This window comes from Nostoc sp. (assembly GCF_036917675.1).
In the GTDB taxonomy this organism is placed as follows: domain Bacteria; phylum Cyanobacteriota; class Cyanobacteriia; order Cyanobacteriales; family Nostocaceae; genus Nostoc.
The window spans coordinates 133,445-157,711 of record NZ_JBALCT010000064.1 but is presented as its reverse complement, the minus strand read 5'-3'; the positions used below and the strand labels follow the sequence as shown (position 1 = coordinate 157,711).

The window sequence follows — 24,267 nt, the reverse complement described above, 5'->3', positions numbered from 1 at the left end:
CTATGCCACTAACACTTTCTTTTTACAAAACTAGTGAGTTTATTTTTTTGACAATTGCCTTAACTGTTTTTACACGCTTAATTATTTATCTCCTAAAAAGAACGTGGCAAAAGCAAAAATGTAAATTAGTATGGACACCCATTGATGTTGTTGAGCGTCGTAGTAACCTCTTATATGATGAGTTTGTCAAAGAGTATGCATCTGTAGGCAAGCCTGTTATTATTACTGATGTGATAAAAGATTGGCAAGCCACAACCAAATGGACTTTAGATTTCTTCAAATCGGAGTGTGGGTCAATCGAGTGTTTTGTAAAAGAGGATAAAGATGAAATTGAGGGGTTGATGACTATTGCTGATTACATTGATTACATTAATATTGGTAATAGCGACAGACGTTTCTATTTAGCTAACTGGTTTATTTCTAATCATCCTCAGCTTTTAGAGGACTATAAGGAACCAATTTATTTTCCAAATTGGTTACAAAGGCTGCCAAGAAAGCTGCTAAAAAAATATGGATTAGATAACCCTGAACTATTTATAGGTCATAAAGATACATCGATAGGTCTTCACAAAGATCCAAGTAATGGTTCTGCATGGTTAGGAATGATTAGTGGGAGAAAACAAATAGTTTTGTTTACACCAGATCAAGAACAACTTTTGTACTCTGGAAAAGTTGATGTTTTCAATCCTAATCTAAAAAACTTTCCACTATATGCTAAGACAAATTCAATAGAGGTCATACTAGAAGCTGGAGAGATTTTATACATTCCACCAAATTGGTGGCATCATGTGAAGAATCTTGAAAATACCATTGCAGTCGGAAGTCTTTTACTAAACGAGTGGAACTCAGAATTGTTTTTTCAATCAATTTGTGAACAGAATCTAGTTAAAGGTCATCTTTTACCATTGGTTTTAGAATTTCCGTGGCTAGGCAAGGCTTTATTTGCTATTGGCGTGATTTAAACTGCCAAAACTAAGGCTAAAAAACTACATCAATAATTACTCATTATGCAATTACCCATTTCTTTCTATGGTATTAAATTGATTGTTGTAACAATTATATTAATTGTTGTTACACGATTATTGATCTATTTGCTAAAAAAAACGTGGCGCAAGACTCAATGTAAATTAGCATGGATGCCAATTTCTGTGGTTGAGCGTCGTAGCAACCTTTCATATGATGAGTTTGTCCGAGAGTATGCATCTGTTGGTAAACCCGTCATTATTACTGATGTGATAAAAGACTGGAAAGCCATGAAAAAGTGGACTTTAGATTTCTTCCGGTCGGAATTTGGCTCAATTGAGTACGCTGTGAAAGAAGATAACACTAAAAATGAGGGAGTAATGTCTATTGCTGATTATATTGATTACATAACTGCTGGTAATAGCAACAGACGTTTGTATATGGCTAACTTTGGCATTGTTTCTGATTATCCTGAGCTTTTGAAGGATTACAATGACCCGATTTACTTCCCAAATTGGTTACAACGGCTGCCAAAAAAGCTTTTACGAAAATATGACTTTGACTATCCTGATATATTTATTGGTCATAAAGGTACATCAATAGGTCTTCACCAAGACCATTATTATGGTTCTGCATGGTTAGGAATGATTAAAGGAAGAAAACAAATAGTCTTATTTACACCAGATCAAAAAGAGTTTTTGTACGATGGTAAGATTGATGTTTTAAAACCAGATTTAGAAAAATTTCCACTTTATGCTAAAACAAATCCCGTAGAAGTCATACTAGAAACAGGAGAAATTCTATACATTCCATCTGGTTGGTGGCATCATGTAAAGAATATCGAAGTCAGCATTGCTATTGGAAGCTACTTACTAAATGAGTGGAACTCAGAAATAGTTTTCCAATCAGTTTTTGAAAGAAGTCCAATTAAAGGTCATTTGTTTCCATTGGTTTTAGAATTTCCCTGGCTAGGTAAAGCTTTATTTGCTCTTGGTATTATCTAAGAGTTTACAAACTATCTTATAGTTTAGCAATATTGCTAAACCTATGATCATCACTAACGTGATTAAAGGCTGAAAAGCAATAACAAAATTGATTTTATATCTTTTTAAATGGGAGTGGGAGTTATTCATAAATTTTGTGAAATAAGACAAAGAAGTAAACATCAATAATTACCTTGGTTAGACTTGAGGAATATATTATGGTTAAGCAGTCTTTAGAGATAAGTTTTTTTATTTTGTTTCTGAAGTTATTAAAGTTGTTTTTTCCGAAAGGAAATATTGAGCGGGTTATCAAAGCGCTCAAATCTTATATAACTTTATCAGAGGAATCAACCTATAACCCGGCTCAAAAAATGAGTGCATTTTTATATCCTGACATTACTTATAAACCCTGGTATGAGCCACAGGATCATGATATTTTAAATGTGGTCAGTAATAAACTTCAACAAGGATTCAATGATATAGAAAATGAATGGTTAGCTTATGTTTCATCGGGATATAATATTGTTACTAGGTTTAATGCTAGCAATCTCTTTACATCTCTCAAAGAGGATGACTGGAAAGCATATTTATTATGGGAAAAAGGTAATTTTACACAGGTAGGTCTTTCTTGTTTTCCCAAAACAGTTAATATCTTATCTAAATTAGAACCTTTTTTATATTCTTTCGGATATGTAGAGTTTTATGTAATGAAACCTGGAGTTGTATTACCGCCACATACGGATAATATCAATACTTCCTTAACATGTCATTTAGGAATTATAGTTCCAGAAAATTGTGGTATTAATGTCGGTAACAAAGCGCGAGGTTGGATTAAGGGAAAAACTTTATTTTTTGACGATAGTTTTGAACACGAAGCATGGAATAAAAGTCAAACGGAGCGAGTAGTTTTATCATTTGATTTATATCATCCTGAACTGACAAAAATTGAAAAGACTTTATTGCAGTTTGTACTAAAAAATTTAAATCATACATCTGAAGAATATGAATCAAATAAAATACAAGAGCCAAAGTCTCAACAAAAAGCGTTGGATAACTAAGTACTTTAAACGGTATGGAATTAGAGGGCTAATTAACGCCAAAATTACATTTATTTTCTTGTATATTTAGGTTTAGCGAATATGAGTGACCTTTCGCAACGGATTGCCAGTCTTTCCTCACAAAAACTTAAGCTTCTTGCACAACACCTCCAGAAGAAAAAAGAAAGCGTATTTTCACAACCGCAAATAGTTGCTCAAAGTCGAGAGTCCAACTTATTCCCCTTATCTTTTGCCCAGCAGCGGTTATGGTTTCTCGACCAGATGGGGCCTGGCAATCCAGCATTTAACATCTTTCAGTTTATGCGCTTAACTGGTTGGCTAAACGTGGCAGCACTGGAACAAAGCTTCCAAGAAGTTGTAAAGCGTCACGGAGCTTTACGCACTACATTTACTCTAGTTGATGGACAACCGCTTCAGGTCATTTATCCTGCTTCTGTATTTAAGTTACAAGTAGTAAATTTACAAGAATTACCTCTAGACAAAAGAGAGTCCGAAGTTCTACATTTGGCTAATCAGGAAACTCAAAGATCCTTCAATTTAACTAAAGATTGCTTACTGCGAGTTACTTTACTGCAACTGAGCGAAATAGAGCATATTTTATTGTTATCAATGCATCATATTGCTGCTGATGCTTGGTCTATAGGTGTGTTAATCCGCGAGATTACAACGCTTTATGAAAACTTTTCTCGCGGTTATCCCTCACCACTTCCTGAACTACCAATTCAGTATGCAGACTTTGCAGTTTGGCAGCGCCAATGGTTGCAGGGAGAGCAACTTGAGGCTCAACTTGCTTACTGGAAGCAACAATTAGGCGGTCAACTCCCTGTACTTGAATTGCCTACAGATATGGCACGGCCGACAGTACAAACTTTTAACGGTGCTAGGCAATGTATTGTTTTGCCTAAAACTTTCTCGAAACAGTTGAAAGCTTTGTATCAACGGGAAGGTATTACGCTATTCATGATCCTACTTGCAGCATTTAAGATACTACTTTACTGGTACACAGGCCAAGAAGACATAGTTATAGGTACTGATATTGCCAACCGCAACCAGTCTGAAATTAGAGAATTAATTGGGTTTTTTGTCAACCAACTTGTTTTACGCACTAATTTGTCAGGAAATCCCTCGTTTCATGAGTTACTTGAACGAGTCCGTGAAGTAACTTTAAATGCCTATGCTCACCAAGATTTACCCTTTGATAAACTCGTAGATGCTCTAAATCCAGTACGGCATATGGCTCGTTCACCCCTATTTCAGGTAAAGCTAATTTTAGAAAATACTCAAATTCCCTCTTTCGACCTTTCAAATCTGACTATCAAATCCTTAAATGTTGAAAAAAAGACAACCCAGCTTGATTTACTTTGGGAAATAGCAGAAACAGAACAGGGTATAGTCGCAGCATTGGAGTATAACACAGATTTATTTGACACCACTACCATAGCTCGAATGCTAAAACATTTTGAAACACTTTTAAATCAAGTTGTAACCAAGCCAACAGCTAAATTAAACGAATTAATTGGATTGCTAACAGCAGCAGATAAGCAAGAAGAATTTTTTATAAATAAAAATACAAAAGAAGAATATAAACGTAAATTAAAAATAATTAAACGCCAAGTTATTAATACCGCCACTGAAATGGAAGAGGGAAAATGAAAAAACTGGGAAAAACTATCAAAGCCAAAGCAGTTAATGTACTAGAAAATGAATTAATAGAGATAGGTAATTTAGTAAATGATCAGAAACTACCTATTGTAATAAAACCTCTTGTAAATGGTATTGATATTGCATATTGGGCTGAAGGTAATCGAGATTTGATTGAAGAAAAGCTCTTTCAAAATGGTGCTATATTATTGAGAGGTTTTAATATTACTACGGCATCAGAATTTGAACGTTTTGGTTTAGCAATTTGCTCAGAACTTTTTAATGAAAATGGCGAACATTCCCGTAATAGTGTGAGTGGGAATGTTTATACTCCAGTTTTCTACCCTGCTGATAGAAAGTTGTTATGGCACAACGAAAATTCCTTTAATTATCGGTGGCCAAAAAAGATTTTATTTGGTTGTCGTCAACCAGCACAGCAGGGAGGAGAAACTCCAATCGTTGACAGTCGCCAAGTTTTTCAGCGCATAAACTCTAAAATTAGGGAAAAATTTATTGAAAAAAAAGTTATGTATGTCCGTAATTATGGTAAGAGATTAGGGCTAAATTGGGAAACAGTTTTTCAAACTAAAAATAGGGAAGAATTTGAAGCTATTTGTAAACAAAACTTTGTGAATTTTGAATGGAAATATGACGGAAGTTTAAGAACTATTTCTGTTCGTCCGGCAGTAGCTAAACACCCTCAGACAGGTGAAATATCCTGGTTTAATCAGGCTCAACATTGGCATCCGGCTTGCTTGGATTCTCAAACAAGAGAGTCATTTTTATCATCATTTTCACAAGAAAATTTGCCACGGAATTGCTATTATGGTGACGGCACTACAATAGAAGATTCAGTAATGGCAGAAATTTGTGAAATTTATCAAGAGTTAGAAGTAACCTTCCCCTGGCAACAAGGAGATATATTACTACTAGATAACTTGTTGACTGCTCATGCACGCAATCCCTTTATTGGAGAAAGACAGTTATTAGTAGCTATGGGCGACATGACAAGCTTTGCAGATATTAATAATTAAAGGTAGTAAATCAAAATGCCTCAGCAAATACAGGGATTTCAACTTTCTCCACTACAAAAACGTCTTTGGTTATTACAACAAAATAGCTCAGTTTACTTGACTAATTGTGCTATTCTCATTGAGGGCAACTTAAAAGTTAATTTTTTAAAAGCATCTGTACAAAAAGTTATTGATAGAAATGAAATACTCCGTACTAGTTTCCATAAAACAAGGAGTATAAAAATTCCCATTCAAGTTGTAGAAAATCATGTTTGTTTATCTTGGAATGAAATCACTTTTTCAGAAGCAGATATTGATAATCTTTTGCAAGAGTTCAGCCAGCAAAATATTGACTGGCAAAAAAGCTCTTTATTACATACGACATTGATAAAGCTGTCACCTCACAAGCATATTTTACTGGTAAATTTACCTACAATGTGCGCTGATCTAGCATCATTAAATAATTTACTAGCTGAAATTAGCTATTGCTATAGTGCTTCCCTACTTGGTGATGATTTGACTGATGAACAGTTGCAATACGCCGATATTTCTGCATGGCAAAATGAACTAATTGAAGCAGAAGAGACACTTGCAAGAAAAAAGTATTGGCAACAACTAGAGATTTCTACTTTTGATACTTTTAAATTATCTTTTGAAGATCAGTTTTCTCAAGAGCAAGAATTTAAACCTCAATTTTTAAAATTGTCGATTCCCAGTGAGCTAATAAATAAAATAGAAGGTATTGTTCAAAGTAATCAATCTTCAACAAGTGTATTCTTTCTAGCTTGTTGGTTGATTTTACTTTGGCGGCTTACCGACGAATCAAAGCCAACAATTGGTCTAGGTTGCAATGGTCGTAATTATGAAGAACTAAAAGCAGCAATAGGTCTATTGTCCAAATATTTACCTCTTAGCTGCGAACTAACAGAAAGCGATCGCTTCAGTGATATCTTAAATAAACTTAGCACTTCTACAGATGAATTAACAGAATGGCAGGAGAGTTTCGCCTGGGAACAAATTGCTGAAACCAACCAAGATAATACAGAACAGCCATTTTTCCCATTCTGTTTTGACTTTGAAGAAGCTGCAAGCCAGTATAATGCTGGTGACATATTATTTACTATTTATAAAAAATATGCTTGCATTGACCGATTTAAAGTTAAACTTGCTTGCGATCGCACCCCTGATCAAACCGTTAACGTAGAATTCCACTATGATACCAATCTTTTTTCTCAAGCAGATATTCAACGTCTAGCGAGTCAATGGCAAACATTGTTAATCAGTGCCATTGAAAACCCTTCTGCGACAATATCACAATTAAATATTCTCAGCGACCACGAACGCCAGCAAATTTTAATCGATTTCAACAACACTCAGACAACAGAACTACAATACGAGTGCATTCACCACTGGTTTGAAGAACAGTGCAATTCCACACCAGACAATATTGCTGTTGTATTTGAAGACCAGCAACTTACTTATCAAGAATTAAATATCCGTGCTAATCAATTGGCTCATTATCTGCAAAAATTGGGTGTAGAGCCAGATGTTTTAGTGGGAATTTATCTAGAGCGATCGCTGTGGATGGTCATCGCCTTATTTGGTATCCTTAAAGCTGGCGCAGCTTACGTACCTTTAGACCCTTCTTATCCGGCAGAACGTCAAGCTTATATCATTGCTGATACTCATACACCTTTAGTACTGACGCAGCAGCATCTAGCGGCTGGTTTAGCTACAGATAAAGTGCAACTGCTTTGCATTGATAGCGACTGGTCAGTTATTGCTGAAGAAAAAACAGAAAATTTAGTCACTCAGACAACTTATGAAAACCTAGCTTACGTTATTTATACCTCCGGCTCAACTGGTAAACCCAAAGGAACCTTAATTACTCATCAAGGACTAGTTAATTACCTGAGTTGGTGTACCCAGGCGTATACTGTTGAGCAAGGCTCAGGAACATTAGTTCACTCTCCCCTTGGGTTTGACTTGACAGTTACAAGTCTGTTTTCACCCTTACTCGTAGGTCGTCAAGTAGAACTTTTGCCAGAAAATCAAGGAATTGAAGCACTTTCTTATGCTTTACGCCATAGTAGTAACTTAAGCCTAGTCAAGATTACACCCTCTCACTTGGAGTTGCTCAAAGGACAGTTATCACCTGAAGAAGTAGCAAATTGCACACGAGCCTTTATTATCGGTGGCGAAAACTTGTTAGCTGAAAAGTTGGTGTTTTGGCAAGATTTTGCCCCCGACACGATGCTGATTAATGAATATGGCCCCACAGAAACCGTAGTTGGTTGTTGTGTTTATCAAGTACCAAATAATCAGCGTGATTCAGGGTCAATTCCTATCGGTAAACCAATCGCCAACACCCAACTTTATGTATTAGATAAACACTGGCAACCAGTGCCTATTGGTGTAGTTGGTGAATTGTATATAGCTGGTTTAGGACTCGCTCGCGGCTACCTGAATCGACCGGAATTGACTGCACAGAAATTTATCCCCAACCCATTGAGTAATCGACCAGGAGAACGCCTTTACAAAACGGGCGACTTAGCTCGCTACCGTCCAGACGGAACTCTTGAGTTTCTCGGACGTATCGACAATCAAGTTAAAATTAGGGGCTTTCGGATTGAATTAGGAGAAATTGAAGCAGTACTAGATCAACATCCCGAAGTAGACGAAGTTGTAGTTATAGTCCGCGAGGATGTAGATAATGAAAAGCGTTTAGTTGCTTATCTCGTCGTTAACCAACAACCAAGCCCTTCCATTAGTGAACTACGCCGTTATTTATTAGAAAAACTGCCTGGGTATATGGTGCCTGCGGCTTTTATCAAGTTAGATGCTTTGCCACTTACGCCCAATGGCAAAGTGGACTATAGAGCTTTACCTGAGCACGCACAACTTGATTTAGAAGAAACCTACATGGCTCCTCAATCTGAGATCGAGCAAATTATTACAAATATATGGCAAGAATTATTGCATGTAGAAAAGGTAGGTATTCATCATAATTTCTTTGATATCGGCGGTCACTCATTACTAATGGTTCAGGTTCATAGCAAACTCCAAAAAGTATTAAATAGAGATATATCAATGCTTAATATGTTTGAGTTTCCAACTATTAGTAAATTTGCTAAATATTTAAGTCAAGAACAAGACAAACAGCCTGATTTGCCAAACTATGAACTAGGTGATCACCATAGAGAATCTAGAAAACAACGCAGGCAACTTAGACAAGAACATCGAGCAACAAAGTAAGTAGTAGGAGTTTCCAAATGAATAACTCAAATACATATGATTGTCTCGATAAAATAGCCATAGTTGGAATAGCAGGTTGTTTTCCGGGAGCTAAGAATATTGATGAATTTTGGCAAAATCTGCGAGATGGTGTAGAGTCAATTTCTTTTTTTTCTGATGAAGAGTTGATAAATTCCGGAGTAAAACCTCGTTTGTTGAATCAACCTAATTATGTGAAAGCAGGAGGTATATTAGATGATATAGATTTGTTTGACGCTTCATTCTTTAATTTTAAGCCCAGAGAAGCGGAAATTACTGACCCTCAACACCGTTTCTTGCTTGAGTGTGCGTGGAATGCTCTGGAAAATGCTGGCTATGACTGTGAAACGTATTTAGGTCGTATTGGTGTTTATGCTGGTGCGAGCATGAGCAGTTACTTTTTGTCAAATCTTTATTCAAATCGCAAGATTATAGAATCAGTGGGTGGCAAGCAAATTGCGATCGCAAATAGTCAAGATTTCTTGCCCACGCAGATATCTTATAAATTGAATTTGAAGGGGCCGAGTATTAATGTTCAAACCTCTTGTTCTACTTCATTAGTTGCGGTTCATCTCGCTTGTCAAAGCTTACTCAACGGCGAAAGTGATATGGCTTTGGCTGGTGGGGTTTCCATCACAGTACCGCACAAAACTGGCTATCCTTATCAGGAAGGGAGTATTTTGTCTCCTGATGGACACTGCCGTGCTTTTGATGCCTTGGCACAAGGAACAGTGAGTGGTAACGGTGTGGGTATTGTAGTTCTAAAGCGGTTAGAAGATGCGATCGCAGATCGAGATACCATTCATGCTATTGTCAAAGCCTCTGCTATTAATAATGATGGTTCTTCAAAAGTTGGCTATACCGCTCCCAGTATTGAAGGTCAAGCCAAAGTCATAGCCGAAGCACTTGCTGTAGCTAGAATCTCGCCAGAAAAGATTAGCTATATAGAAGCTCATGGTACGGGAACAGTTCTAGGAGATCCGATCGAAATTGCCGCACTGACACAAGCTTTTGGCACTCGTACTGATAAAAAAGCTTCCTGTGCAATTGGTTCGGTGAAAACTAATGTCGGACATCTAGATACTGCCGCTGGTGTCACAGGTTTAATCAAGACAGTTTTAGCGCTTAAACATCAACAAATACCTCCTAGTCTCCATTTCCAGCAGCCTAATCCCAAAATTGACTTTGCGAACAGCCCCTTCTACGTTAATACCACGCTTTCACAATGGAAGTCAGATTGTACTCCCCGCTATGCGGGAGTTAGTTCTTTTGGTATTGGTGGTACCAATGCCCATGTCATTCTTGAAGAAGCCCCTGTTGTAGAGTTATTGAACAGGGGAACTCTACAACAGCGGAGAGATTATCAGTTGTTGGTAGTCTCTGCTAAAACCAGTACAGCCTTAGAAACTGCCACAGCAAACTTAGTCCAACACTTGCAGCAGCATCCAGACTTAAATTTGGCTGATGTTGCTTACACGCTCTGTATGGGTCGTAGAGCTTTTGAGCATCGCCGAATAGTAGTTTGCCACAACCTTGACGATGGAGTGAAAGTTTTACAAGCAAAAGATTCGCAACGAATTTTGACTCGCTACACCGAACTGTCTACGCGACAAGTAACATTCATGTTTCCCGGACAAGGTACTCAGTATGTGGACATGGGTAGAGAGTTGTACCAAACAGAGCCTATCTTCCGAGAACAAGTAGACTACTGTTGTGAATTACTCAAACCTCTTTTAGAAATAGATTTACTTAGCATTCTGTACCCGCACGTAGAACAACAAGAAACTGCTGCTGTACAGTTACAGCAAACCTATATAACCCAGCCAGCACTATTTGTAATTGAGTATGCTTTAGCTCAGTTATGGATGGCTTGGGGTATACATCCTAGCGCGATGATTGGTCACAGTATTGGAGAGTATGTAGCTGCAACTGTTGCTGGTGTGTTCTCCTTAGAAGACGCACTAATGTTAGTAGCGATTCGCGGCAAATTGATACAGCAACTTCCGTCAGGGACAATGTTAGCTGTACCAATGTCAGAACAAAAAATTAAACCCCTATTGAATGAAAAACTTTCCCTAGCTGTAATCAATAGTCCAAATTTGTGTGTGGTTTCTGGAACAGAAGCAGCGGTTGAAGAATTACAAAACCGATTTACCAAGCAAGGTGTAGATTGTCGCCGCCTGCATACTTCTCATGCTTTTCATTCCCACATGATGGACTCGATTCTAGAGCCATTCCAGGAACAGGTCAACAAAATCAGACTGAATTCTCCCAAAATTCCTTTTGTCTCAAATGTCATAGGTACTTGGATAACCGCAGCACAAGCAACAGACTCGAAATATTGGGTAAAACATCTCCGTCAAACAGTGCATTTTAGCGAGGGAATTGCTAAAATCCTGCAACAGCCAGAGCAAATTATTTTAGAAGTAGGCCCAGGACGAACATTAACTACCTTAGTTAATAAGCAAAAGGTAGGGGATCAAATAGTTCTTTCTTCACTCAGACATCCACAGAATCAAGAATCAGATGTAGCCTTCTTGCTCAATACACTCTCGCAACTCTGGTTAGAGGGCATTCAGGTAGATTGGTCAGAATTTTATGCCCATGAACAACCTTATCGTATTGCCTTGCCCACATATCCTTTTGAGCGAAAAAGATACTGGGTTGAACCTTTGATCAATAATGAATATAATTCATCTTCTGAAAAAGAAATTATCGTGTCACAAACAACATTTATAAATAAACCTTCTCAATCTAAGAAAATTCTGTCAATACTGAAAGAAATTTTAAGTCATTCTATTGGAATAGAATCATCTGAAATTAATATTTACACTCCTTTTGCCGAAATAGGTGTAGACTCTCTTTTATTACTACAAATTAATCGCGCTATTCAAGAACAGTTAGATGTGCAAATTCCTTTTCACATATTTCTTGAAGATTCACTGACAATTGATTCCCTAGCAAATTACATAGCTAAAGATGAACCTCAAGAAGAACTAACGGTAGTTTTACCTGAAGAATCAATACCCACAGTAACACCATTATCAGTTACAAATCCTTTTATGCAAGCAGTTGATCAGAAAGAGGAACAACCTGGAAATAGTAATATTGAGCAGATTATTGTACAGCATCTTCAGGTAATGTCTAAATTGGTAGACTTATTACCTCAGAAAGGTTCATCAAATAAAACTTTACCTTCTTCTGTTCATCCGAATGATCAAGTTGCTCAAATTTCAAGTAGCCAGAATACAGACTTAACATCTACATCAACTAAAGTAGAGCCTGATCATCAGCATAAAAATCAGAAAATTACTCCCACTTTCTCAGCTACTCAAAAAGAGTCAATGGCTCTGTTGACTCCCCATCAACAGAAACATTTAGATGCATTAATTACACGTTTTGTTACCAAAACCCAAGAATCCAAACGGCTTTCACAAGATTATCGTTCCTATCATGCCAATAGCAGAGCCGTTACAGGGTTTTTTCCTGGTATTAAAGAGATGATATATCCAATCCACGGACAGCGTGGAAAGGGAGCCAGACTTTGGGATGTTGATGGCAATGAATATGTAGATATCTCTATGGGATTTGGCACGCTTTTATTTGGTCATTCGCCATCTTTTATTATCGAAGCACTACAGCAACAGATTCAACATGGCATACTGCATGGCCCACAATCGCGTCTTGCTGGTGAAGTAGCAAAATTAATCTGTGAATTGACAGGTGCAGAACGAGCGGCTTTATGTAACACGGGCACAGAGGCAGTAATGGGAGCGATACGCCTAGCACGCACTGCTACAGGACGCTCTAAAATCGCTTTATTTGCTGGTTCTTATCATGGCAACTTGGACGAGGTTTTAATCAAGGGAGTGATGACTGCTGATGGAAAGCTCTGTTCTGTGCCAAAAGCTTCAGGAATTCCACAGTATATGGCTGAAAATGTCATCATTCTCAACTATGACACTCCCGAATCATTAGATATTATCCAAGCTCATGCCCACGAATTAGCAGCGGTTCTAGTTGAACCAATACAAAGCAGTCGTCCAGATTTGCAACCTCAAGAGTTTCTATGTCAGTTAAGGCAACTAACCCAAGAGACAGGAATTGTATTAATTTTTGATGAAGTGATTACCGGCTTTCGGATGCACTCAGCTGGTATTCAAGGATTGTGGGACATTCAAGCAGATATCACTACCTACGGCAAGGCGGTTGCTGCTGGTATGCCGATTGGGGTGATAGCTGGCAAAGCTGCTTTCATGGATGCATTAGATGGTGGTATGTGGAACTATGGTGATGAGTCTTATCCTCAAGCAAAAAGCACCTTTTTTGCAGGTACTTTTTTTAAACATCCTCTGGCAATGGCTGCTGCTTGGGCTGCACTGAATCACATTAAGAATTATGGGTCTAAACTTCAGGAAGAACTAACTCAAAAAACAGCAAACTTAGTAGAGGCTCTTAATAGTTACTTTTCCCAAGAACAAGTATCGATTCGAGTTGTTAATTTTGGCTCACTTTTCCGTTTTACTTTCCCTAACAATTCTGTTATAGGCAATTTATTCTATTACTACTTGCTGGAAAAAGGAGTTTATGCCTGGGAAGGGCGCAATTTTTATTTATCTACAGCACATACTGAGGAAGATATAGAATATATCCTCCAGGCAGTCAAAGAAAGTGTAGTAGAAATGCAAGCAGGTGAACTTTTACAACCTGCGCCTACTTCTACAAACAATAGTTACACTACTTCCGGTTTTTCAACAAATAATTTGAGCCAAAAACAACTTGAAGCGTCTCTTGTCACAATTCAACCCCAAGGCTCTAAAAGACCTTTATTCTTCATTCATCCTATCGGAGGCAATATTTTTTGCTACAAAGAATTAGCGCGTTGTTTAGATTCAGAGCAACCCTTTTATGGACTGCAAGCACCGAGTCTTTTTGGAGAATGTGAACCATATACATGTATTGAAGATATGGCTACTCACTATATTGCAGCAATGCGTACTGTACAACCGAAAGGCCCATACTATTTAGGAGGGTGGTCACTGGGAACCTTTGTAGCTTTTGAGATGGCTCAACAATTGCAAAAGCAAGATGATCAGGTGCCTCTACTAATCTTATTAGATAATGTTGCACCCAATTCTCACAATCAACCTATAATTGCTCAACAGAATGATGAATCTCGAATTTTAGCTAGTTTCGCATATGATCTTGCCAGTTCGGCGGGGAAAACTATCTCGGTATCGTATGAGTATTTCCAACAAATGCAGTATGACGAGCAATTGAATTATGTTTTCGAGCAGTTGCGAATCGCTAACTTAATACCAGCTAATTTTAGTTTTCATAACTTTTGCCTCTTTCTGAAAGTTTATCAAAGCAACCTCCAAGCAAGTTGGAACTATGTAGCACAAGTATATTCCAACCAAATGATTCTCTTGCGAGCCAGCGATAGCAATGAAGGTTTTAATTATCCCAATGACCCTAGCTGGGGCTGGAGCAAGCTATCTTCTGAACCACTGGAAATCTATACAATTCCAGGTAATCATTACACGATGCTTGCCAAGCCTGACGTCCAAGTCTTAGCAAAGCAGTTAAATACATACCTAAATCAGTCAGAGCATAGACTACTTGTTAATTGATATCTTGCACCAGTTGCAAAATCTGCCTAATAATTTATTCCTCGACTCATATCTAAAATCGTCTTTAGACGACTGATCAAGAGTTTTAGTCCACAAAAGCTGGACTTCAGCTATTAGCCAAGAAATTTATTTTTTGGCGGGAGATTGGTAAGTGCAAGATATAAGTTAAGTAACACTACCAGAACTGACGCTACCACCAAAATTAAACTTTGATGAATACCAGCAAATCTAATATGCAACAACTTGAATTTCAAACTAATACAATTTCAGAAAAAATACACGATGATGTTGTACAAATACAATTCAATCCTCGTCAACAGAAGCATTTAGAGACTTTAATAGCACGTTACACTGAACGAACAAAAACATCAAAACAACTTGCTCAGAAATATCGTCCTGTTTTTGCAAATAACAGGGGTTCTGTGGGGTTCAATTTACTTTTTAAAGAAATGTTCTATCCCATTCTTACCGAACGTTCTCTAGGCTCTAGAATGTGGGATGTTGATGGTAACGAATATATCGACCTCACTGGTGGATATGGAATACATTTATGTGGTTACAATCCGCCGTTTATCAAAAAAGCTATTTCTGAGCAACTTGAGTATGGCATACAAACCGGCCCACAAGCAGCGCTGGCTGGTGAAGTTGCTGAGTTAATTTCTGAACTGACAGGGATGGAACGGGTAACTTTTTGTAGTGTAGGCACGGAAGCAATGATGCTAGCACTGCGAGTAGCACGAGCAGCAACAAATCGTAGCAAAATTGTGCTATTTTCGGGTTCTTATCATGGTATTTTTGATGGAACTTTGGTGAAAGCAGAGGGCACAGATGGTAATCCTAGAGGAGTTCCAGAGTATCCGGGAGTAACACAAAATGTTGCTGAAGATGTTTTGGTTCTAGAGTACGGTAGTCCTCAGTCGTTAGAGATAATTAAAGTCCATGAGCAAGAATTAGCTGCTGTTCTCGTTGAACCTGTACAGCAACACCGACTTGGCTTTCAACCCAAAGCATTTATTCAGCAACTACGGCAATTAACCAAAGCATTAGGGATACCATTAATCTTTGATGAAATGAATACTGGCTTTAGAATTCATCCAGGTGGGGCGCAAGCATGGTTTGGAGTTGAAGCCGATATAGCAACATACGGAAAAATAGTTGGTGGTGGTATGCCCTTAGCAGCTGTAGCTGGTAAAGCTATTTATATGGATAGAATTGATGGCGGGATGTGGAATTACGGTGATATGTCTTCTCCTGATGTCCCAATTACTTGGTCAGGAACTAGCTATTGTAGACATTCTCTCTCTTTGGCTGCTGCGCGTGCTTTATTACAGTATTTAAAAATGCAAGGAGCAACCCTACAGGAACAGTTGAACCAACGTACCTCGGATTTTATAGTAAGAATGAATGCTTACTTTGAAGTTGAAAAACTACCTATGCAATTGTCAAATTTTGGCTCATTTTTCAATGTGAATTTATCAGAAACTTCTGCTCTTCTAAAAGAGCCTACATTCTTCATAGGTCTGCGACTCATATTTAATCACATGATTGATAGAGGAGTTCTCATGCCAAAAAGTGATGGTTTTTTGTCCCAAGCCCATACAGAGGAAGATATTGATTTTATTATTCAGGCTGTTAAGGATAGTGTCCATGAACTCAGAGAAGGTGGGTTTTTAAATACTTAGTTTATTAATTTATCAAGTGAAAGAGTGAATTTAATTTCAGCTAATTAGGCTAAATTTATATAAAGCAGTCAGATTATCTAAATTAGATGCATATCAGATGATTGTTAGATAAGTAATGTCAAAATCTTAATTACTTACATTGGTAGCTGTTTAACTTGATTTAGAGCAAGGAGAAAGCTTTTATGTCTTTATTAAATCGATATTCAGAATTTGATGCTTGGGCTTGGGTTTATGACAAAACATTAGGGACAACATATTGCAATCATAGATTACCGATTTTAGAAAAACTGCTACTACAACATCTTCCTAATAAAGCGCATATTCTTGATCTCTGTTGTGGTACAGGACAAGTGGCACAACAGCTAATCAGAAAAGGCTATCAATTAACTGGAATTGATGGCTCTGAGAAGATGGTGGATTATGCTCGGAAGAATGCGCCCAGTGGTAACTTTATTGTAGATGATGCACGCTCATTTAAATTACCGCCTACTTTTGATGCAGTTATTTCCACAAGTGCTGGCTTCAACCATATTATGAATATTGAAGAACTGAAAAAAGTTTTTGAAAATGTGTACACAGCTTTGCTAGAGAATAGCTTGTTTATATTCGATTTGAATCTAGAAAAAGGTTATCAGTTATATGACCTGAAAGGTACTCTCGTTGAAGGTTACATCGAAGATGAATACGCTTTAGCTATATCTAGAAGTCACAATCAAAAAAATAACACCAGCTGGTTAAAAATAGCCATATTTCAGTTGCTAGAAACAGGTTGGCAACGTTCAGACCTTACTTGTCCAGTGAAAGGCTATTCTCAGTCAGAAGTTGAAGATATTCTTGAAAATGTGGGTTTTACGGAAGTTAATGTTTATAATCATCAAGGAATTTTAGAATTAACTGAATCAGATGATTTTGTTTACTTTGTTGCTCGTAAAGCATAGAATAACTACGTAAATAAATAATGTAAATTAGCAATTATAAATGAGTTTGCGAGTTTCTTTTGAGACATAGCTGAAATATTGGCTTAATAATTGTTGTACAAACTAGAACCAATAAATTGACGGGAGATAACAATGAACAGAGAAAATATAGAAGACACCATAGTTTACAAAGTTGTAGTAAATGATGAAGAACAGTATTCCATTTGGCCTGCTGACCGAGAAAACCCTCTTGGCTGGAGAGATGCAGGCAAAACTGGTCTCAAGCAAGAATGCCTTGAATATATTAAGGAAGTATGGACAGATATGAGACCTCTAAGCCTCAAGAAGAAAATGGAAGAATCTGCTCATCAGACTTAGGCATTGTTTGAAGCGGCTACAAGTTATTACTGAACAGCCTGTCATAGACATTGCTACCTCTTTTTTAGCCTATCTAGACAAATCGACAGTCTAAATTATTGGGGATTAGTCAACAGTCCCCATTCATTAACTCTAATGTTTATTAGCAAAATACAATTGTTTCGTTTTATAGGTTTAAAGCCTTTTGGCAATAAACACTATATCTTGAGAGTTTTACCGTTTTTACTCGCGCTCATATTTGTTTTGGTAGTAGGAAACCAAAGCCTTAGCTCTTCACCAAAAACAACTGAAATACTCTGGGATACTTATGGTGTACCGCATATTTATGGCAAAAATAACCAAGGTGCCTTCCAAGCTTTCGGTTGGGCGCAGATGCAGAGTCATGGCAACCTGCTTTTGCATCTCTACGGACAAGCAAGAGGACGTGCTGCCGAATATTGGGGAGAAAAGTACTTAGAATCAGATCGTTGGGTACAAACTATGGGAGTACCAGAACGATCGCATTCTTGGTATTTGGCTCAAAGTCCAAAGTTTCGCCGCTATCTTGATGCTTTTGCGACTGGAATTAACACTTATGCTCAAAAACATAAAGATTTGATTGCTGATGAAGTTGAGATTGTGTTACCAGTTAAAGGCGAGGATGTGCTGGCTCACCTGATGCGGGTAATGAATTTCACTTTTATTGTCAATCCAGAAGAAGCCGCAGGTGTAACGAAAAAGGAGTCACAAGCAGGGTCTAATGGTTGGGCGATCGCACCCTCACATTCTGAAAATGGTCATGCTATGCTGCTGGCTAACCCACATCTGCCTTGGTCAGATTTATTTCTGTGGTATGAAGCACAGATTACTGCACCAGGAATTAATGCTTACGGGGCAACACTGGTAGGAATTCCCGTTTTAGCGATCGCCTTTAATGATAATTTGGGTTGGACTCATACAGTAAACACCCTTGATGGCTGGGATACCTACGAACTAAAACTAGCTGACAATGGTTATCGCTTCGATGGTAAAGTTAAAGCTTTTGGGACAAAAACCGTATCTTTGAAAGTAAAACAAAAAGACGGTACCCTGGGATCAAAAAAACTTTTAATCCGCAGTTCTGTCCACGGACCTGTTATATCACAGAAAGACGGTAAAACTGTAGCACTGCGTGTTGTAGGTCTTGACCAACCAGGTGTACTACAGCAGTGGTGGGATATGGCACGCTCCCAAAACCTTACCCAGTTTCAAGCTGTACTAAAACGGTTACAACTACCGATGTTCACGGTGATGTATGCAGACCGAGAAGGGCACATTATGCACCTTTTTAACGGTCAAGTGCCAATTCGTCAACAAGGTAATTTTGAATACTGGCAAGGTTTAATTCCTGGTGATACATCTAAAACCTTGTGGACGAAAAATCATCCATATCAGGATCTACCGCGCGTAATTGATCCAAAAAGCGGCTGGTTACAAAATACAAATGACCCACCTTGGACAACAACATTTCCGGAGGTTCTCAATCCAGATAATTATCCGCCTTATATGGCACCGCGCGGGCCAATGGAGTTCCGATCACAACGTTCTGTGCGGATGCTAGCAGAAGATGACAAAATCTCTTTTGCTGAAATGATTTCCTATAAACATTCAACACGTATGGAACTGGCAGATCGCCTTTTGGATGACTTGATTCCAGCAGCCCGGAAGTACGGAGGCGAATTAGCTCGTCCAGCTGCTGATGTACTGTCAGCTTGGGATCGACAAGCGAATGCAGATAGCCGAGGTGCAGTACTATTCGCTGCTTGGGTGGACGCGATAGACTTCGATAGTGTATTTAGCAAACCCTGGAGTGAAGACTCCCCACGCACTACACCTGATGGCTTGGCTAATCCTCAAAGTGCAGTCACAACACTCTTAACTGTTGCAGCTAAGGTGGAAAAAACTTATGGACGGCTAGATGTAGCGTGGGGAGATGTTTTCCGGCTACAGTCTGGTAATGTCGATTTGCCTGCAAATGGTGGTGATGGCGGACTTGGTATTTTCCGCGTCCTCAATTTTGTTCCACTATCAAACGGGCGCTTCAAATCTGTTTCTGGTGATTCTTATGTTGCTGCAATTGAATTTTCTCAACCTGTAAAAGCGATGGCGCTTACCAGTTATGGTAATGCAACTCAACCAGGTTCACCCAATGTTAGCGACCAGTTGCAATTTTTAGCCCGCAAACAGTTACGACAAGTTTGGCACTTACACCAGGATGTTCTATCCCATTTGACTGAACGCAAGATATTCTAAAATCCAATGAAGCCTTTAGAACGGTTATGACAAGAGCGATTTTTCGATTGGTTAACCCTCAATCGTGACGTATTTGCTGCTTACAAAGCCAGTTTAGGCTTTATTTGGGCTTAATATTTTGTTTAAGTCCCGTTAAATGACCTACGGCTAATTATTCGTTGGGTTTATGTGAACAATTCGGGACAGAAGTAGTAATTATTAACCGCACAGAGGATGCTAGTTTTGAAGAGGATTTAGCATCAGATGTTTTAGAAATTATTACAGTGTTTGCCGCTAGGTTATATGGGAGCAGAAGTCATAAGAACAAGAAGATAGTTGAGGAGTTAAGAGCGATTAGTGAGAAGCTTTAAAACAGAGTTAGACCTAAATAATAAACAATCATCCCTATGTGCCAGACACGCTGGTACAAGCCGTCATGCTTATAATTGGGGTCTAGCTGTACTTAAAGAACTCCTCAACCACAATAAGGCTAATCCCACAGATAAAATTAAATTTCCAACAGCAATCGACTTACATAAATTGCTAGTAGCTTCGGTAAAAGTTGCCTTGCCTTGGTACTATGAAGTCTCCAAGTGCGCTCCCCAGGAAGCGTTGAGAAATTTGATTAAGGCGTTCAAGAGAATGCATCAAGTCAAAGGTACTGGCTTCCCAAAGTTCAAAAAAAAGAATATTCGAGATAGTTTTTATCTAGAAGGAAGTATTAAAATCAGTGGGAATAAAATTAAACTGCCAAGATTAGGGTGGGTGAAATGTCATGAACGATTAACAGGAGCTTCCCCTAAAAATGTCACTATCAGTAAACGGGCTGGCAAATGGTTTGTTGCTTTTAAGTTAGACACCACACCGATCAATAATCAGCTATTGGGCGAACCTGTAGGAGTAGACCTGGGGATTAATATCCTAGCTACTTGCTCTAATGGTTTTGTTGCACCTAACTCGAAAGCTTATAGAAAAAGTAAATGCAAATTAGCAAAACTCCAGAAAGAATTATGTCGTCGAACTAAAGGAGGAAAGAATCGTGATCAGACCAAACTCAAGTTAGCAAGATGTCATTACAGAATTAGCAATATCCGTTCAGATAGTCTGCATAAAATAACTACCTACCTTGCCAAGAACCACAGCGAGGTATGGGTCGAAGATTTAAATGTGCAGGGTATGCTCAAAAACCACAAACTAGCTGGTGCAATTAGTGATTGTGGATTCTACGAGTTTAAGCGTCAGCTAGAGTATAAAACCCAGTGGTATGGGTCTAAACTGTGTTTGGTCGATAGATGGTTTCCATCAAGTCAACTTTGCTCTGATTGTGGCGCTAAACAATCGATGCCTTTAAGTCAGCGTCACTATGATTGCACACATTGTAATCTTTCTATTGACCGTGACTTGAACGCCAGCATTAATATTTTAAACTACGCACGGATAGCTCAATCGTGCAAGTCTAGCGATGGCTCACCGCTCCCATGCTCCAAGCTAGAAACCGAACTTCAAAACTACGAAAGTAGAATTGAGTAAGTTTCAGAGAGCGGACGTGATATGATTTTCTCGTCTTGGTTAAATCGGCAGAAAACACAATTTGATTGTGTGTCCACCACCACTAACACGGTAATACAATCTGCTTGGCTCAAACAGAGCGAGTATGCAACGAATATCTGGGTAACTGGATGGTTTCTATTCAGTTTGTGAGCGAGTCTAAATTTGTTGTTTGTGTAGGGATGGTGGCGGGATTACCCTTGCGGAGGTTTAGATGAATGTAGTAAAGCGTCGTATCGGTCTTGAGCAAGAATTTTTTCTGGTAGATGAGGCTGGTTATCTGAGCGATCGCGCCGATGAGTTTTTGAAAGATTGCCACTTAATGGCGCAAACACAAGGTTTAGACCCAAAGTACTTTGTGCCAGAGTTCGTCAAAAGCATGGTAGAAATTAACACACCTCCTGCCGACACTGGTACAGAACTAGCAAAAGTTTATCTCAAACATCTCAAATTGGCGCTTTGTGTGGCGCAACAGATGGGTTTACGCCTTTACCCTCTGTCTAGCTACCCTTTGCATATTACACCAGTTATGCGGGATCACCCTAATTACCATATCCAAGCGCGGACTGTCGGCTATGAGAAATTCTTGCACGCCGCCAAATGTACAGGTACACACCTGCATTTAGAAGTCCCGCCTGGGGTAATTGACCCTAGTGTTGCAGTCTCCTACAACTCGACATCAGCAGAGCGAGAAGAACTACTAAATATCTATAATTTAGCTACAGCTTGCGACTCAGCACTCATTTCCCTAACGCGGGCGTGTCCCTATTATGAAGGACAGGCGATCGGGCTAGCCGCGCACACAATTCGTTATCGAGGTAGTGAAACCTTTGGCTGGGAAGGAGTTTACACTCATTTACAGCCTGTCGGCGGACTCATGCCTTATGGATTAAGTGTAGAGGGTTTAGTTGAACAGCACTTTGCTCGTTACTATGCTTGGTTGCAAGCGATGGAAAAAGCCGGAATTGAACCGAACCTGATATTAGAAGCAGAAGTCAGCTTACTCAAGTCAGCTTGGAATCCAGTTAGACTCAACAAACTCGGCACTGTTGAAATTAGATGTATAGATAGTAACTATCCATCAATAACTTTAGCTGTAATTGCATTGCTTGAGAAGGCGGCTAATCGAGTCAGGCGGGAGAAGCTAACGGTTAGACCAGCTAAAGAAATGCAGATATTTGAACTAGTTGGCTCTAACCTGTATGTACCAGATTTTGAATATCTAAATGGTGAACTGCTCTATACCTCAGCTACAGAGGGAGTTAAAAATCCCAAAGTTAAGGCTTACGTCGATTCAATTTTGCAATTTGCCAGCGCAGAGGGTGGCGAAGGAGCAAATTTTCTAGCAAAACTGAGCAAACACCTCGATCGCTATCAGACGATAGAAGCTGGAATATTGCAAGAGTTTACACAGACAACTGCTCAACTTCCATTAGATGCTGGTTTACATTTAGTGCGCTCTTGTTGTGACAAGCTAGAAGAACAGGTTTCATGGATAGACACAGAAAATCCCCTAGCAGCGTTGGATACTGATGAACGATTGTTACTACAGCAGGATTAAATAAAAATAATTATATCTCAGTACCGTGGAGCAGACGGAAATTTCAGCTTGAGGAGGCGTCTGCAACGGTGCGATATGAAGATATAAGACCTAAGCAAGGCAAAGAGAAAGCCCAGTTTTAAATCAAAAATCCCACGCTTTGAAGCGTGGGAGTGTCAACTGAGTACACCATAAATGTAGGGTGGGTAAAGCCTTTGCCTACCCTACAAAACTTAATGATGGTGGTGATGATGATGCCCAGCTAGTTGGGGATTAACTGCCAAAGTTTGGTCTGACAACAGCTGTGCAATATAAGGATCAGCCCATTGGGCCGCCATCGCCAAAAATTCTGGATGGTCATTGACGCAAGCCATTTGCACGTAGTTCGTACCAGGATGCTGTTTTTCTAAAGCATGCATGATATGGTGTACATCCAATAAAGTTTCGTGGTTTTCTGTAGCAAAGCCAATTGGCATAAAAATTACCACTTTCGCACCTAATTGAATCAGGTTACTTGCAGCTTGCTCTGCATTTGGCTGTGTCCAATCAATTAAAGGTGTATCGTGATTTAGCCAACCCACCGAGATTAAGGGATAGCGATTAATTAACTTATCTCGAACCAAATCATACATCCCTTCACTTTCGGCAATCCCAGAAGTAAATCCTTTGGCTTTATGGGGACAACCGTGGTTCATTAACACAATGCCGATTTGAGAAGGTAGATAAGCTGCGGCTAAATCAGCAATTTTCTCCTCAACCAGATGAGCCATTAAATCGATGTAGGCTGGTTCGTTGAAAAAAGAAGGAATGTAGCGCTGTCCTTTAACCCAGTGTTCTTCACCATCAGTTAACTCAACCAGAGCGTTGTTAACTTGCTCGATCGCAATCCCACTGGTGAAGATAGAATCAACAACCAGCAATGGATAGATTAGCAGCTTATCGAAGCCTTGGTTTTTGATTTCTGCCAAGACTTGATTAGGTAGGAAAGGGGCGCAGAAGTTGAAAGCCTTGAAAACTTGAACATTATCACCCCATTTTTCTTGTAAATGCTTCTCAATCCCAGCACGCTGCTGTTCAAAGATGGCATTGTGTGGGGAGATAAAATCGTGATGTGTATGTCCCCACTCATGACGGTCAAATAGCGCCAAAAGCTTTGCTAGGGGGGGATAAATCCAGGTTGGTACTGGAGCAAATTTTGCTGTCAGTAGATTTAAAGCCTGTTCGTTATAGTTGGCGAAATCTTCGTAGCTTTCGACTTCGCCGTAGCCCATAAGCAGTACGGCTACACGGTCTTTACCTGATAATTGCTCGTGGGTGTGTTGTACTTTTTCCGGCGTGGCAACCACAATTAGTTCCTCAATATAACCAGAGTGCAGAGAAATATAAAG

Annotated in this window: 14 protein-coding genes and 1 pseudogene; 14 read left to right on the top strand and 1 reads right to left on the bottom strand. The window is 39.0% G+C overall.

The features are described from left to right. The first annotated feature begins 2 nt into the window (after positions 1-2). The 14 genes and pseudogenes from V7K31_RS24510 (at position 3) to V7K31_RS24445 (ending at position 22,900) form a co-directional block, all read left to right on the top strand. On the top strand, positions 3-962 hold the full coding sequence (locus tag V7K31_RS24510; RefSeq protein WP_335097484.1) for a cupin-like domain-containing protein: 960 nt from the start codon (positions 3-5) through the stop codon (positions 960-962). Between the two features lie 45 nt (positions 963-1,007). After that, on the top strand, positions 1,008-1,967 hold the full coding sequence (locus V7K31_RS24505) for a cupin-like domain-containing protein (RefSeq protein WP_335097481.1): 960 nt from the start codon (positions 1,008-1,010) through the stop codon (positions 1,965-1,967). A 197-nt stretch (positions 1,968-2,164) separates the two neighbouring features. Continuing rightward, entirely contained in the window at positions 2,165-3,004 is an 840-nt protein-coding gene (locus tag V7K31_RS24500) for an aspartyl/asparaginyl beta-hydroxylase domain-containing protein (RefSeq protein ID WP_335097478.1), read from the top strand. Between the two features lie 81 nt (positions 3,005-3,085). After that, a complete protein-coding gene (locus V7K31_RS24495) occupies positions 3,086-4,657 on the top strand; it encodes a condensation domain-containing protein (protein ID WP_335097476.1) in 1,572 nt (523 codons plus the stop codon). Then, positions 4,654-5,679 carry a TauD/TfdA family dioxygenase gene (locus V7K31_RS24490; RefSeq protein WP_335097473.1) on the top strand — a complete coding sequence of 342 codons (1,026 nt, stop codon included), beginning with the start codon at positions 4,654-4,656 and terminating at the stop codon, positions 5,677-5,679. Before V7K31_RS24495 ends, V7K31_RS24490 begins: the two co-directional genes overlap by 4 nt. A 15-nt stretch (positions 5,680-5,694) precedes the next feature. Next, a complete protein-coding gene (locus tag V7K31_RS24485; protein WP_335097470.1) occupies positions 5,695-8,913 on the top strand; it encodes a non-ribosomal peptide synthetase in 3,219 nt (1,072 codons plus the stop codon). 17 nt (positions 8,914-8,930) lie between these two features. After that, the gene (locus tag V7K31_RS24480; RefSeq protein ID WP_335097468.1) at positions 8,931-14,564 is read left to right on the top strand and encodes an aminotransferase class III-fold pyridoxal phosphate-dependent enzyme; all 5,634 of its coding nucleotides are present in this window, start codon (positions 8,931-8,933) and stop codon (positions 14,562-14,564) included. Positions 14,565-14,797: 233 nt separating this feature from the next. Beyond that, the gene (locus tag V7K31_RS24475) at positions 14,798-16,246 is read left to right on the top strand and encodes an aspartate aminotransferase family protein (protein ID WP_335097465.1); all 1,449 of its coding nucleotides are present in this window, start codon (positions 14,798-14,800) and stop codon (positions 16,244-16,246) included. Positions 16,247-16,428: 182 nt separating this feature from the next. Next, entirely contained in the window at positions 16,429-17,184 is a 756-nt protein-coding gene (locus V7K31_RS24470; protein WP_335097463.1) for a class I SAM-dependent DNA methyltransferase, read from the top strand. 132 nt (positions 17,185-17,316) lie between these two features. Next, on the top strand, positions 17,317-17,541 hold the full coding sequence (locus tag V7K31_RS24465; RefSeq protein ID WP_335097460.1) for an MbtH family protein: 225 nt from the start codon (positions 17,317-17,319) through the stop codon (positions 17,539-17,541). Between the two features lie 135 nt (positions 17,542-17,676). Further along, a complete protein-coding gene (locus V7K31_RS24460; protein ID WP_335097458.1) occupies positions 17,677-19,812 on the top strand; it encodes an acylase in 2,136 nt (711 codons plus the stop codon). A 164-nt stretch (positions 19,813-19,976) separates the two neighbouring features. Further along, positions 19,977-20,162: pseudogene (locus V7K31_RS24455) on the top strand (IS607 family transposase); the annotation flags it as partial. After that, positions 20,149-21,321, top strand: coding sequence for an RNA-guided endonuclease InsQ/TnpB family protein (locus tag V7K31_RS24450; RefSeq protein WP_335097456.1), 1,173 nt, complete (start codon positions 20,149-20,151; stop codon positions 21,319-21,321). The pseudogene V7K31_RS24455 and the gene V7K31_RS24450, both read left to right, overlap by 14 nt. Positions 21,322-21,553: 232 nt before the next feature. Further along, entirely contained in the window at positions 21,554-22,900 is a 1,347-nt protein-coding gene (locus V7K31_RS24445) for a glutamate-cysteine ligase family protein (RefSeq protein WP_335097453.1), read from the top strand. Between the two features lie 212 nt (positions 22,901-23,112). On the opposite strand, the gene V7K31_RS24440 is transcribed toward V7K31_RS24445, so the two are convergent. Then, complete coding sequence (locus V7K31_RS24440; protein ID WP_335097450.1) at positions 23,113-24,225, bottom strand: ferrochelatase; 1,113 nt, start codon at positions 24,223-24,225, stop codon at positions 23,113-23,115. Positions 24,226-24,267: the final 42 nt, after the last annotated feature.

Coding starts and splice junctions, on each gene's coding strand:
- V7K31_RS24475 (WP_335097465.1), top strand. CDS start 14,798: ATGCAACAACTTGAATTTCAAACTAATACAATTTCAGAAAAAATACAC.
- V7K31_RS24485 (WP_335097470.1), top strand. CDS start 5,695: ATGCCTCAGCAAATACAGGGATTTCAACTTTCTCCACTACAAAAACGT.
- V7K31_RS24490 (WP_335097473.1), top strand. CDS start 4,654: ATGAAAAAACTGGGAAAAACTATCAAAGCCAAAGCAGTTAATGTACTA.
- V7K31_RS24460 (WP_335097458.1), top strand. CDS start 17,677: ATGTTTATTAGCAAAATACAATTGTTTCGTTTTATAGGTTTAAAGCCT.
- V7K31_RS24510 (WP_335097484.1), top strand. CDS start 3: ATGCCACTAACACTTTCTTTTTACAAAACTAGTGAGTTTATTTTTTTG.
- V7K31_RS24495 (WP_335097476.1), top strand. CDS start 3,086: ATGAGTGACCTTTCGCAACGGATTGCCAGTCTTTCCTCACAAAAACTT.
- V7K31_RS24480 (WP_335097468.1), top strand. CDS start 8,931: ATGAATAACTCAAATACATATGATTGTCTCGATAAAATAGCCATAGTT.
- V7K31_RS24445 (WP_335097453.1), top strand. CDS start 21,554: ATGAATGTAGTAAAGCGTCGTATCGGTCTTGAGCAAGAATTTTTTCTG.
- V7K31_RS24470 (WP_335097463.1), top strand. CDS start 16,429: ATGTCTTTATTAAATCGATATTCAGAATTTGATGCTTGGGCTTGGGTT.
- V7K31_RS24465 (WP_335097460.1), top strand. CDS start 17,317: ATGAACAGAGAAAATATAGAAGACACCATAGTTTACAAAGTTGTAGTA.
- V7K31_RS24505 (WP_335097481.1), top strand. CDS start 1,008: ATGCAATTACCCATTTCTTTCTATGGTATTAAATTGATTGTTGTAACA.
- V7K31_RS24500 (WP_335097478.1), top strand. CDS start 2,165: ATGGTTAAGCAGTCTTTAGAGATAAGTTTTTTTATTTTGTTTCTGAAG.